At 68.8% G+C, this 11,993-nt stretch carries 11 protein-coding genes and 1 pseudogene; 7 read left to right on the top strand and 5 right to left on the bottom strand.

From position 1 onward, the window contains the following. Nucleotides 1-197: 197 nt before the first annotated feature. The 6 genes from AB4091_RS02970 (at nt 198) to AB4091_RS02945 (ending at nt 7,321) form a co-directional block, all read left to right on the top strand. Nucleotides 198-1,190, top strand: coding sequence for an ABC transporter permease (locus AB4091_RS02970; RefSeq protein WP_442290220.1), 993 nt, complete (start codon nt 198-200; stop codon nt 1,188-1,190). A 51-nt stretch (nt 1,191-1,241) separates the two neighbouring features. Beyond that, the gene (locus tag AB4091_RS02965; RefSeq protein WP_442290219.1) at nt 1,242-3,023 is read left to right on the top strand and encodes an ABC transporter substrate-binding protein; all 1,782 of its coding nucleotides are present in this window, start codon (nt 1,242-1,244) and stop codon (nt 3,021-3,023) included. A 128-nt stretch (nt 3,024-3,151) separates the two neighbouring features. Further along, nucleotides 3,152-4,153 (top strand): ABC transporter permease, encoded by a 1,002-nt coding sequence (locus tag AB4091_RS02960; RefSeq protein WP_442290218.1) that lies wholly within the window; start codon nt 3,152-3,154, stop codon nt 4,151-4,153. Further along, nucleotides 4,150-5,328, top strand: coding sequence for an ABC transporter ATP-binding protein (locus tag AB4091_RS02955; protein ID WP_442290217.1), 1,179 nt, complete (start codon nt 4,150-4,152; stop codon nt 5,326-5,328). Before AB4091_RS02960 ends, AB4091_RS02955 begins: the two co-directional genes overlap by 4 nt. A 67-nt stretch (nt 5,329-5,395) precedes the next feature. Further along, entirely contained in the window at nt 5,396-6,532 is a 1,137-nt protein-coding gene (locus tag AB4091_RS02950; protein ID WP_442290216.1) for an ABC transporter ATP-binding protein, read from the top strand. A 69-nt stretch (nt 6,533-6,601) separates the two neighbouring features. Further along, entirely contained in the window at nt 6,602-7,321 is a 720-nt protein-coding gene (locus AB4091_RS02945; protein ID WP_442290215.1) for a DsbA family oxidoreductase, read from the top strand. 29 nt (nt 7,322-7,350) lie between these two features. On the opposite strand, the gene AB4091_RS02940 is transcribed toward AB4091_RS02945, so the two are convergent. Beyond that, on the bottom strand, nt 7,351-7,758 hold the full coding sequence (locus AB4091_RS02940) for an SCP2 sterol-binding domain-containing protein (protein ID WP_442290302.1): 408 nt from the start codon (nt 7,756-7,758) through the stop codon (nt 7,351-7,353). 33 nt (nt 7,759-7,791) lie between these two features. Then, nucleotides 7,792-7,928: pseudogene (locus AB4091_RS02935) on the bottom strand (winged helix-turn-helix transcriptional regulator); the annotation flags it as partial. Nucleotides 7,929-8,231: 303 nt separating this feature from the next. Between AB4091_RS02935 and AB4091_RS02930 the strand changes: the two are divergent. Beyond that, nucleotides 8,232-9,074 (top strand): class I SAM-dependent methyltransferase, encoded by an 843-nt coding sequence (locus tag AB4091_RS02930; RefSeq protein WP_442290214.1) that lies wholly within the window; start codon nt 8,232-8,234, stop codon nt 9,072-9,074. Here AB4091_RS02930 and AB4091_RS02925 read toward each other — a convergent pair. The 3 genes from AB4091_RS02925 to AB4091_RS02915 are packed head-to-tail and all read right to left on the bottom strand — an operon-like array spanning nt 9,069 to nt 11,982. Further along, nucleotides 9,069-9,887: an ABC transporter permease gene (locus AB4091_RS02925; RefSeq protein ID WP_442290213.1), complete on the bottom strand. Its 819-nt coding sequence runs from the start codon at nt 9,885-9,887 to the stop codon at nt 9,069-9,071. The two genes, AB4091_RS02930 and AB4091_RS02925, sit on opposite strands and share 6 nt — an antisense overlap. 40 nt (nt 9,888-9,927) lie before the next feature. Beyond that, nucleotides 9,928-10,740, bottom strand: coding sequence for an ABC transporter permease (locus tag AB4091_RS02920; RefSeq protein WP_442290212.1), 813 nt, complete (start codon nt 10,738-10,740; stop codon nt 9,928-9,930). A 27-nt stretch (nt 10,741-10,767) separates the two neighbouring features. After that, nucleotides 10,768-11,982 (bottom strand): ABC transporter substrate-binding protein, encoded by a 1,215-nt coding sequence (locus tag AB4091_RS02915; RefSeq protein WP_442290211.1) that lies wholly within the window; start codon nt 11,980-11,982, stop codon nt 10,768-10,770. Between the last annotated feature and the right edge of the window lie 11 nt (nt 11,983-11,993).

Here is an 11,993-nt window from a genome sequence, read left to right as displayed (position 1 = left end):
GCAATCTTCCGGCCACGGGGGCCAGATCGCCGGAAGATATCCACCGCGTCACGATTCGGCCACGTCGGTTGCTGCCGGTGGCGCGCCGTTGAAAGATGGGGCGCGCGGTCATGGGGGACGGTAGGTTTCGGCTGCACATCAGCATGTTGGCGGCCGACCGGTCCCCGGCACCGATCACGACCCGGAGGTGACGGCACGTGAGCACTCCCCTGGAGACCGAGCCCGGAGCCGCGACAGCGGCACCAGAGTCGGTGCTCGTGGGCGAGAAGCGGATCGAGGGACGCTCGCTCGGCCAGATCGCCTGGGCGCGGCTCAAGCGCGACAAGGTCGCACTCGGCGGCGGCTTCTTCGTCCTGTTCCTCATCCTGGTCGCCATCTTGGCCCCGCTCATCGTGGGCCTCCTCGGCCACGACCCGAACGAGTTCCACCAGGAGCTCGTCGACCCCGACCTCCAGGTGCCGACGGCCCGCTTCGGCGGCGTCTCGTGGGACTTCCTCTTCGGTGTCGAGCCGGTCAACGGGCGCGACCTCTTCAGCCGCGTGCTCTACGGCTCGCAGATCTCGCTGCTCATCGCGTTCCTCGCCACCCTGCTGTCCGTCGTCATCGGCACCGCCATGGGTGTCATCGCCGGCTTCGTCGGCGGCGCCGTCGACGGCCTCATCAGCCGCCTGATGGACATCTTCCTGGCGTTCCCGCTCATCGTCTTCGCGCTCGCCCTCGTCGGTGTCATCCCCGACTCGGCCTTCGGGCTGCACGGCGACTCGCTCCGCATCGCGGTCATCGTCTTCATCATCGGGTTCTTCAACTGGCCCTACATCGGGCGCATCGTCCGCGGCCAGACGCTGTCGCTGCGCGAGCGCGAGTTCGTCGACGCCGCCCGCAGCCTGGGGGCGCGCACTCCATACATCCTCGTCAAGGAGCTGCTGCCCAACCTCGTCGCGCCGATCCTCGTCTACGCGACCCTGCTCATCCCGAGCAACATCCTCTTCGAGGCGGCGCTGTCCTACCTCGGAGTCGGCGTCCAGCCGCCCCGCGCGACGTGGGGAGGCATGCTCGCCGACGCGGCGCGCTGGTACCAGGTGGACCCCTGGTTCATGCTCCCGCCGGGCCTGGCCATCTTCGTGACGGTCCTCGCCTTCAACCTCTTCGGGGACGGCTTGCGTGACGCCCTCGACCCACGGTCCCGGTAACCTCCGCGACCCGCACTTCCGCTGTACCGAAAGCAAGGAGCGCAAACACAGATGAAGAACACACGCATCATGGCAGTCGCCGCGGCGGCCGCCCTGGCCCTGGGGTTGTCCGCCTGTGGCGGCGGCGCCAGCAACACGGGCACAGGCTCCGGCACTGGCGGCAGCGGTGGAGGCAGCTCTGCGCAACCCGCCGCCGATGCCGCGATCGGCAAGATCTTCAACGCCTCCGACAAGAAGGGCGGCACGCTCCGCTTCGGCATGGCGGGCGACTGGGACTCCGTGGACCCGGGCGACACCTACTACGGCCTGTCCTGGAACTTCCTGCGCAACTACGCGCGCACGCTCGTCGTCTTCAAGGCTGCTCCTGGGGCCGAGGGCGCCAAGCTCGTTCCCGACCTCGCCACCTCCCTCGGCAAGCCGAGCGACGGCAACAAGACGTGGACCTACACGCTGCGTGACGGCCTCAAGTACGAGGACGGCACGCCGATCACGAGCAAGGACGTCAAGTACGGCGTGGCGCGCTCGCTCGACAAGGACACGTTCCCGAACGGCCCGACGTACTTCAACGACTTCCTGGCCGACGTGCCCGCCGGCTACTCGGTCTTCAAGGACAAGAACCTCGACAACCTGAAGTCGATCGAGACGCCCGACGACAAGACCATCGTCTTCAAGCTGAAGACGGCATTCTCCGGCTTCGACTACTTCGCCCAGCTGCCCTCCACGGCCCCCGTGCCGCAGGCCAAGGACACCGGCACGAAGTACAAGGAGCACGTGATCTCGAGCGGCCCGTACAAGTTCTCGGTCTACCAGCAGGGCAAGCGCATCGAGCTCGAGCGCAACACCAACTACGACCCGGCGACCGACCCCGAGTCCGGCCGCAAGGCGCTGCCCGACAAGATCACCGTCGAGCTCGGCCTCAACGCACCCGACATCGACAACCGCCTTCAGAGCGGTGGCCTCGACGTCGACATCGCCGGCACCGGCGTCCAGGCGGAGTCGCAGGGCAAGATCCTCGCCGACCCGACCCTCAAGGCCAAGACCGACAACGCGTCGGCGGCCCGCACCTGGTTCTCGGTGCTCAACAGCGACGTCGCCCCGCTCGACAACATCGACTGCCGCAAGGCCGTCGTGCTCGCCTACGACAAGACCGGCTACCAGCGCGCCTACGGCGGCAAGACCGGCGGTGACATCGCCACGAGCCTGATGCCGCCGAACGTCCCCGGTCACCTGGACATGGACCTCTACAACTTCGCCAGCAAGCCGCAGGGCGATGTCGACGCCGCCAAGGCCGAGCTCGCGAAGTGTGGTCAGCCGAACGGTTTCGAGACGAACATCTCCTACCGCACCGAGCGTCCCAAGGAGAAGGCGACGGCCGAGTCGCTCCAGCAGTCGCTGGCCAAGGTCGGCATCAAGCTGACCATCAAGCCGTACCCGACCGCCGACTACACCAAGCTGTATGCCGGCAAGCCGGACTACGCGAAGGCCAACAAGCTCGGCATCATCGTCTACGGCTGGGGTGCTGACTGGCCCGACGGCTTCGGCTTCCTGAGCCAGATCGTCGACAGCCGCGTCATCCGCCCGTCCGGCAACACGAACCTCGGCATCAAGGTTCCGGCGGTCGACGCCGGCATCGACAAGGCGATGGCCGAGAACGACCAGACGAAGCGCGAGGAGATCTGGGGCACCGTCGACAAGTCGGTCATGGAGGCCGCCGCCGTCATCCCCGGTGTGTGGTCGAAGGGTCTGCTCTTCCGTCCCGACACGATCACGAACGTCTTCGTCAACGACGGCTTCACGATGTACGACTACGCCGCGATGGGCGTCAAGCAGTAACACGCCTTCTCGCCAGTCACCGCAACACGCCCGACCCACCTGAAAGTAGGTGAAGGCGCAGACCCGGTGGCGGTGGGCTCACAGCAGTCCACCGCCACCGCGTCCGGCCGCTCCCCTTGCTGACGTACATGATCCGGCGCATCCTCGGCGCCATCGTCCTGCTCTTCGTCGTGAGCGCGGTCACCTTCGCGATCTTCTTCCTCGTGCCGCGCATCGGCGGTGCGACCGCCGACGACCTGGCCTCACGCTACGTCGGCAAGAGCGCAGGTCCGGCGCAGGTCCACGAGGCCGCCGTCCGCCTCGGCTTCACCGACCCGATCTGGGTGCAGTACGGCCGTTTCGCCAAGGGGCTCGTGGCGGGCTCCGAGTACAACACCGGCGCCGGCATCGACCAGTGCCCGGCGCCGTGCCTCGGCTACTCCTTCATCACGCAGAACCCTGTGCTGCCCGATCTGCTCGACCGGCTGCCGGTGACGCTCTCGCTCGCCAGCGGAGCCGCCCTCCTGTGGCTCTTCGGCGGCGTCGCCACCGGGGTCGTGTCCGCGCTTCGCCGCGGCAGCGCGCTCGACCGCTCCGCGATGGGCGTCGCCCTCGCGGGCGTCTCGCTCCCGATCTTCTTCACCGGACTGCTCTCGCTGTCGATCTTCAGCTACGGCCTCGGGTGGACCGCCCAGGGCGGCAGCTACACGCCCCTGCAGGAGAACCCTGCCAAGTGGGCCTACGACCTGCTCCTGCCCTGGATCACCCTCTCCTTCCTGTACGCCGCCGCATACGCCCGCCTGACCCGCGCGGGCATGCTGGAGACCATGAACGAGGACTACATCCGAACGGCCCGCGCCAAGGGCCTGCGCGAGCGCGACGTCGTGGTCAAGCACGGTCTCCGCGCGGCGCTGACCCCGATCCTCACGATCTTCGGTCTCGACCTCGGTCTGCTGCTCGGCGGCGCGATCCTCACCGAGACCACGTTCTCCCTCAACGGCATCGGCAAGTACGCCGTCGATGCCATCAACAACAACGACCTCCCCAAGGTGCTGGGTGTGACCCTCATCGGTGCCACGTTCATCATCCTGGCCAACCTGGTCGTGGACCTCCTGTACGCCGTCGTCGACCCGAGAGTGCGCACCGCATGAGCGAGCCCACCGAGCAGACCGCCCCGTCAGCCGACAGCTCGCCTGTCATGGCCGGCGAGGCCTCTCCTGCTCCCGACAAGCTGGACCGCCGGCGCAACCGGAGGGCCGGCACGACGGTCAGCTCCGACGGCATCGGCGGCTTGGGCGCGCCGGCGCCCGATGCCTTCCTGTCGGTGCGCGACCTGCGCGTCCACTTCCCAACGGACGACGGTGTGGTGAAGTCCGTCGACGGGCTCTCGTTCGACCTCGCCAGGGGCAAGACCCTCGGCATCGTCGGCGAGTCCGGCTCGGGCAAGAGCGTCACGAGCATGTCGATCATGGGCCTGCACAAGCCGGGCTCGGTGCGGATGACCGGCTCGATCCGGCTGGGCGGCGAGGAGCTCATCGGCGCCGGCAGCGAGAAGGTGCGCTCGCTGCGCGGCAAGCGCATGGCGATGATCTTCCAGGACCCCCTGTCGGCGATGCACCCCTTCTACACGGTGGGCCACCAGATCGTCGAGGCCTACAAGGTGCACCACCAGGTCAGCAACCAGGTCGCCCGCAAGCACGCTGTCGACATGCTCGACCGCGTCGGCATCCCGCAGCCGAAGACCCGCGTCGACGACTACCCGCACCAGTTCTCCGGTGGGATGCGTCAGCGCGCCATGATCGCGATGGCCTTGTCGTGCGACCCCGACCTGCTCATCGCCGACGAGCCGACGACGGCCCTCGACGTGACCGTCCAGGCCCAGATCCTCGACCTGATCCGCGACCTGCAGTCCGAGTTCAACTCGGCCGTCATCATCATCACGCACGACCTGGGGGTGGTCGCCGAGCTGTCCGACGACATCATGGTGATGTATGCCGGTCGAGGCGTCGAGTACAGCACCGCCGATGCCGTCTTCCGCGAGCCGCAGCACCCCTATACCTGGGGCCTGCTCAGCTCCATGCCGCGCCTCGACCGTGAACGCACCGAGCGCCTCATGCCGATCAAGGGCGCCCCGCCCAGCCTCATCAACGTGCCGTCGGGCTGTCCGTTCCACCCGCGGTGCGCCTACGCCGACCGTACGGGTGGCCTGAGCCAGAGCGAGCGCCCCCCCTTCGCGGAGGGGATCAAGGGGCACTACTCCGCCTGCCACCTCTCCCAGGAGGACAAGAGGTCCATCTGGGAGAACGAGATCCGGCCGACGCTGTGACCACCGCACCGTCCATCCACGCCACGTCCGGTCGCGTGGCACGTGACCTCAGCACAGGAGCCACATCGTGACCAGCACCCACGTCGAGCCGACCGCGTCGAAGCAGGCGGGCGAGGCCCTGCTGCAGGTCCGGGGCCTGACGAAGCACTTCCCGATCCGGCGCGGACTGCTGCAGCGCCAGGTCGGCGCGGTCCAAGCCGTCGACGGCCTGAACTTCGACGTCCGTCGTGGCGAGACGCTCGCGCTCGTCGGCGAGTCCGGCTGCGGCAAGACGACGACGGGGCGCATGCTGACCCGCCTCATCGAGCCGACGGACGGCCAGCTGCTCCTCGAGGGCGAGGACATCACCCACTGGTCCACGTCGAAGCTGCGACCGCTGCGCCGTGACGTGCAGATGATCTTCCAGGACCCCTACGGCTCGCTCAACCCGCGCCACACGGTCGGCACCATCGTCGGGGCGCCGTTCCACCTGCAGAACATCAAGACCGAGAAGGGCATCAAGGCCACGGTGCAGGAGCTGCTCGAGGTCGTCGGCCTGAGCCCCGAGCACTACAACCGCTACCCGCACGAGTTCTCCGGTGGCCAGCGCCAGCGCATCGGAATCGCCCGGTCGCTCGCCCTGAGGCCCAAGCTCATCGTGGCCGACGAGCCGGTGTCAGCCCTCGACGTGTCGATCCAGGCACAGGTCATCAACCTCCTCGAGGACCTGCAGGACGAGCTGGGTCTGACCTATGTCGTCATCGCGCACGACCTGTCCGTGGTGCGTCACATGTCCGACCGCGTGGCCGTGATGTACCTCGGCAAGCTCGTCGAGATCGCTGACTGCGACGACCTCTACACCCGTCCGATGCACCCCTACACGACCGCCCTGCTCTCGGCAGTTCCTGTGCCTGACACCGAGCGCCGCACCAAGCGCGAGCGCATCCGTCTCGAGGGCGACGTGCCGAGCCCGGTCAACCCACCGCCGGCCTGCCGCTTCCACACGCGGTGCTGGAAGGCGCAGGAGATCTGCAAGACCCAGGAGCCGCCGCTGGTCCAGCTCGCCCCGGGCCACGGGGTCGCCTGCCACTTCCCCGAGAACGTCGACACCGTCGCCGGCGACTCGGGCAGGGGCAGCTCGCCCGCGGCGTCGGACGCCACGCCGGCGACCGACCACGGAGGCGGTTCGCACACGCCTGGGGACGGGACCCTCGACAACAGCTGACGGGGGCCCGCGCCACGATGGGACCGGACGGTGGGGAAGCAATCGTCCACGACGCTGGTTGAAGATTCCATGAAGGTCGAGATCTGGTCTGACATCGCCTGCCCGTGGTGCTACATCGGCAAGCGCCGCTTCGAGAAGGCGCTCGCCGCGTTCCCCCACCGCGCCGACGTCGAGGTGCACTGGCGCAGCTACCAGCTCGACCCCACGCTCCCCGACCACCACGACGGCAGCGAGCTCGACTACCTCGTCGACCGCAAGGGCATGTCACGCGCCCAGGTCAGCCAGATGTTCGACCAGGTGACCGCCATCGCCGCCGACGAGGGTCTCGCCTACGACTTCGGCTCGGTCGTCGTCGCCAACAGCTTCGCCGGTCACGAGCTGCTGCACCTGGCCACGGCCCGCGGCGTCGGCGACGCCGTCAAGGAGGCGCTCCTCTCGGCGCACTTCGAGCACGGCGAGGACATCGGCGACCGCGACGTGCTCGTGCGCATCGGTGTCGAGGCCGGCCTGGAGGCCGACGAGATCAGGCGCGACCTCGAGAGCCACACATGGCGCGCGGACGTCGTCGCCGACATCACGGCAGCGCAGCAGATCGGCATCCGCGGCGTGCCCTTCTTCGTGCTCGACGAGAAGTACGGCGTCTCCGGGGCCCAGCCCACCGAGCTCTTCGCGCAGGCGCTCGAGCAGGCGTGGCGCGAGTCGCACCCGCTCGTCATGCTCCAGCCCGCGGCAAGCGGTGTCACAGTCGACGCGACGGATGCCGCAGCCTGCGGTCCCGCCGGCTGCTGAGCGCGCCTGCGCGCCTCCGCACCTCGCGGTCAGGCGCTCGCCGCCGCCACGAACGGCGCTACGGGACTCAGCTGCAGCACCTCGTCGAGACGTCGCGTCACCCGTGTCGGACCCTCGAGCGTGACGCGACCCGAGCGAACGGCGATACCCAGCGGCATACGGCCGAGCCACACGGCATACAGCGACGCGACGTCCGAGCTGATGGTCACGTCGACGGGGAAGCCGGGGTCGGCCATGCACACCGAAGGGGTGCCGTGCTCGACGAGGATCCAGAAGCGGCGGGGGTCGTCGGCGAACCTGAGGTGCAGCACGTGCCGGTCGCCGTCGAGCCCCGATGTGTCCACGCGGGTGTGCATCCACCAGACGAGCAGCTGGGCGTCGAGCTCCTCGGGTTCGGGGTCGTCGCCGAACATCCACTCGGCGCCCCACTGAGCCATGCCGAAGACGATCGGCTCGAGCGCCCGTCCCGAGGGCGACAGCACGTAGCGCGAGCCCGAGCGCTCGACGACGCCGAAGCGCTCGAGGTGGCGCAGCCGCTTCGTCAGCAGGGTGCGTGACAGGCCGGGCAGTCCACGCGCGGGTCGTTGAAGCGGGTCGTGCCGGTCATCATGTCGCGCAGGATGAGCAGCGACCAGCGCTCCCCCACGACGTCGAGCGTGCGCGAGATGGGGCAGTACTGCCCGGCTCCGGGGTCGTGTCGTCCCATGCCCACCTCCGGTCGTGCTGGACGAGCCGGTCGCCACCGGTCCTGCGGGGGCGCCCGCTCCAGTATCGGTCCTGATCCTGCACCGCGTCAGTCCACAACGTGTACTGGGGCACGGCGCCTCGACGTCCGACTCTGGTGAGGACGGCACCGATGCCGTCCGGCCGAGGGGGAAGCACCGGGCCTACCGCGATGGAGGGAAGACGCATGACAACGCACACCGCCGTGTCGGAGGCAGCCGCCGCCGATACCGCCCTGAAGGCTCGGCACGCAGCGATGTGGGCGCTCGGCGACTACCCAGCCGTGGCCAGGGAGGTCATCCCGGATCTCGGCCGGGTCCTCGTCGAGGCGTGCCGCATCACGTCCGGTCAGGACGTCCTCGACGTCGCCGCCGGTTCGGGCAACGCGGCGGTCCCCGCCGCACGGCAAGGGGCTCACGTGACGGCCAGCGACCTCGCGCCCGAGCTGCTCGACGCGGGCCGGGGGCTCGCCGAGGCCGCCGGCGTGACCATCAGGTGGGAGCGGGCCGACGCCGAGGCGCTGCCGTACGCGGACGCGTCCTTCGACGTCGTGATGTCGTGCGTGGGCGTGATGTTCGCGCCGCACCACGACCGCTCGTCGGCGGAGCTCGTGCGGGTCGCGAGGCCGGGCGCGACCATCGGGCTCGTGAGCTGGACGCCGGAGGGTTTCATCGGGCGGATGTTCGCCGCCATGAAGCCGTATGCCGCACCGCCGCCTCCCGGTGCCCAGCCGCCACCCCTGTGGGGCAGCGAGGCGCACGTGCGTGAGCTGTTCCGTGACCGAGTCGAGTCACTGACCGCCGAGAAGCGAACGGTTGCCGTGCCCTTCTCGAGCGGCGAGGAGTTCCGCGACTTCTTCAAGCGGACCTACGGCCCGACGATCGCGACCTACCGGCTCATCGCCGACGACCCCGGCAAGGTCGCCGCGCTCGACGCCGCGCTCGCCGACCTCGGGTCGGAGTCGCTCGCCGACGGCGGCCCGATGCGGTGGGAGTACCTCCTCGTCACCGCTCGGCGGGCGAGCTCATAGGCGGCTCTCGGCGGCGTCCGCGCCACCGAGGCGCTGCGCGAGCCACACCGGCACGATCGAGAGGACGATGAGCACGACGGCGACGACGTTGACGACGGGCGCCTGGTTGGGCCGGAAGAGGTTGTCGAAGATCCAGATCGGCAGGGTCTGGCTCTGGGGGCCGGCCGTGAAGGTCGTCACCACGATCTCGTCGAAGCTGAGCGCGAAGGCGAGCAGTGCTCCGGCCAGCAGGCTCGAACGCAGCAGTGGGAACGTCACTCGGCGAAAGGTCGTGAGTGGCTTGGCGCCGAGGTCGGCCGATGCCTGCTCGAGTGAGCCACCGAGCCTGCGCAGGCGGGCCGTGACGTTGTTGAAGACGATGACGATGCAGAAGGTCGCGTGGCCGACGATGATCGTGAACAGGCCGGCGTCGATGCCGAACACGGGGCGCAGGACGTTCTGGATCACCGACTGGAGGGCGATGCCGGTGACGATGCCGGGCAGCGCGATCGGCAGCACGACGAGGATCGAGATGGCGTGCTTGCCGAAGAAGTCGTAGCGGCTCAGGGCCAAGGCAAGCAGGGTGCCGAGCACGATGGCGATCGCCGTGGCGCCCAGACCCGCTTGCACCGAGGTGAGTAGCGCGTCGCGAGGACCCTGTGCCTGCAGGGCCGCTCGCCACCACTGTGTCGTGAAGCCGGGTGGCGGCCACCCGAAGGTGCGGTCGCTGTTGAAGGAGTTGAGGGCCACCACGACGAGCGGCACGTAGACGAAGGCGAGCACGATGGTCGCGAACGCCGTCAGGGCCACCCTCGCGCCGCGTCCGAGCCTCATCGGAGGCTCCTCCTCGACGTCATACGGTCCATCGCAGGCCTCACAGGTTGTCGAGCGCGCCGGTGCGACGCACGGCGAGCAGGTAGAGGACCATGATCACGACCGACGCCGTGCCGAGCGCGGCCGCGAAGGGCAGGTCGAGCGTGATGTTCTGCAGCACCGCGGTGCCGAGCACCTGGAGCTTGCCGCCGACGATCTGCACCGCGATGTAGTCGCCGAGCGACAGCGAGAACGTGAAGACCGACCCTGCGGCGATCGCCGGCAGCAGTGACGGCACGACGACGCGCCGGAACGTCGCGAACGCGCGGCCCCCCAGGTCGGCGCTGGCTTCGAGGTGGCTCTCCGGCAGGCGTTCGAAGGCTGCGTAGACGGGCAGCACCATGTAGGGGAACCAGAGGTAGGTCAGGGTCATCACCACGGCCGCGAGCCCGTAGCCCGGCGTGGCCCCGAAGGTGCTGTCGATGACGCCTTCGGGCTGCACCATGGCGCGCCATGCGTACGCCTTGACGAGGTAGCTCGCCCACAGCGGCACGAGGATCCCGGCAAGGAGGAGACCTCGCAGGCGGCGCGACGCGACGCGTGCCATGAAGAACGCGAACGGCACCGCGATGAGCACGCACAGCACGGTCACGAGCACGGCGATGAGCAGGGTGCGCCCGATGATGCCGGCGTAGGTCCCACTGAGCAGCTCGCGGAAGTTCTCGAGCGTGAAGGTGCGCACGACGAGGTTCGTGAACGGGTCGGTGGTCCAGAACGCCGTCGCGAAGATGACGGCGAGCGCCCCGAGGTAGGCGACGACGAGCCAGAGCATGGGTGGGCCGAGCAGGGCGGCCAGGCCTCTGCGTCGTCTCATCGTCGCCTCCTCGGTCGGGCGGTGGGGTCAGCTGTTGCGGATCTCGGTCCAGGCCTTGGTCCAGGCCGCGTAGTCCGTGCACTTGACGTCGGTGCGACCGTCGAGGCACGCGCTGATGGGCGTGTTCCAGTAGTGGACCTTGGAGAAGTACTGCTCGTCGTCGGCGTGGAACACCTTGCAGTGGTTGGGGTCCGCCGTCTCGGCGCACGCCTTCCTGTTGCCGGGTGCCTCACCGAAGAACTCGGCGATCTGCGCGTTGACCTTCGGTGAGACGAGGTGGTCGATGAGCAGGTACGCGCACGTCTTGTTCTTCGACTTGGCCGACACCATCCAGGTGTCCGACCAACCGGTCGAGCCCTCCTTGGGCAGCACGGCCTCGACCGGGGCCTTCTCGCCCTGGGCAGTGTTCGCGATGACCTGCCACGTGGTGCCCACCGTCGCGGTGCCGGTCTTGAAGGCCTGCACCTCCTTGAGGTAATCGGTCCAGTACTCGCTGACGTTCGCCTTCTGCGCCTTGAGCAGGTCGACGGCCGCGGCGAGCTGGGTCTCGTCGAGGGCGTACGGATCCTTGATGCCGAGGTCGGGCTTGGTCGACATGAGGTAGAGCGCGGCGTCGGCGATGTAGATCGGCGAGTCGTAGGCGGTGACCTTGCCCTTCTGCGCGCCTACCTGGTCGAAGACGGCCCCCCACGAGTCAGGGGCGGGCTTGACCATGTCGGTGCGGTACATCAGCAGGTTGGCGCCGCGACCGTGCGGGATGCCGTAGGCGACGCCGTTGACCGAGTTCCACGGCTTCATCTTGAGCGCATCGAAGATGTCGGGGTAGTTCTTGATGAGCGAGGTGTTGACCGGCTCGACGTCACCGGCAGCGATGAGGCGCAGCGTCGCGTCGCCAGAGGCGGACACGGCGTCGTACTGGCCAGTGCGCATGAGCTGGACGGCCTCGTCCGACGTGCCGAAGGTCTTGATGTTGACCTTGCAGCCGGACGTCTTCTCGAAGTCGGTGACCCAGTCGGCCTTGGGGTCGTTGCTGCCGTCCTCGACGTAGCCGGGCCAGGCGAGCACGTTGACCTGGCCCTCGGGCGTGCCGAGCTTGTCGAGCGCCTTGAGGTTCGGCACCTGCATCCCGCCCGGGGCGGCGCTGCCGCCAGGGCTGCTCGGGGACGAGCTGCCGCACCCGGTCAGGGCCAGGACGGCCACGGCCGCGACGGTCCCGAGGAGGGACTTCCTTGACGTACGCACGCCGATCTCCT

The sequence above is a fragment of the Terrabacter sp. 2RAF25 genome, assembly GCF_052115265.1.
Taxonomy (GTDB): domain Bacteria; phylum Actinomycetota; class Actinomycetes; order Actinomycetales; family Dermatophilaceae; genus Terrabacter.
Note: the sequence above shows the minus strand (reverse complement) of the source record. Positions and strands in the feature narration are given on the sequence as shown.

What these genes read in the sequence shown, in the direction of transcription:
- AB4091_RS02965 (WP_442290219.1), top strand. Translation starts at nt 1,242, where the DNA reads ATGAAGAACACACGCATCATGGCAGTCGCCGCGGCGGCCGCCCTGGCC.
- AB4091_RS02960 (WP_442290218.1), top strand. Translation starts at nt 3,152, where the DNA reads ATGATCCGGCGCATCCTCGGCGCCATCGTCCTGCTCTTCGTCGTGAGC.
- AB4091_RS02955 (WP_442290217.1), top strand. Translation starts at nt 4,150, where the DNA reads ATGAGCGAGCCCACCGAGCAGACCGCCCCGTCAGCCGACAGCTCGCCT.
- AB4091_RS02945 (WP_442290215.1), top strand. Translation starts at nt 6,602, where the DNA reads ATGAAGGTCGAGATCTGGTCTGACATCGCCTGCCCGTGGTGCTACATC.
- AB4091_RS02940 (WP_442290302.1), bottom strand. Translation starts at nt 7,758, where the DNA reads ATGGCTCAGTGGGGCGCCGAGTGGATGTTCGGCGACGACCCCGAACCC.
- AB4091_RS02930 (WP_442290214.1), top strand. Translation starts at nt 8,232, where the DNA reads ATGACAACGCACACCGCCGTGTCGGAGGCAGCCGCCGCCGATACCGCC.
- AB4091_RS02925 (WP_442290213.1), bottom strand. Translation starts at nt 9,887, where the DNA reads ATGAGGCTCGGACGCGGCGCGAGGGTGGCCCTGACGGCGTTCGCGACC.
- AB4091_RS02920 (WP_442290212.1), bottom strand. Translation starts at nt 10,740, where the DNA reads ATGAGACGACGCAGAGGCCTGGCCGCCCTGCTCGGCCCACCCATGCTC.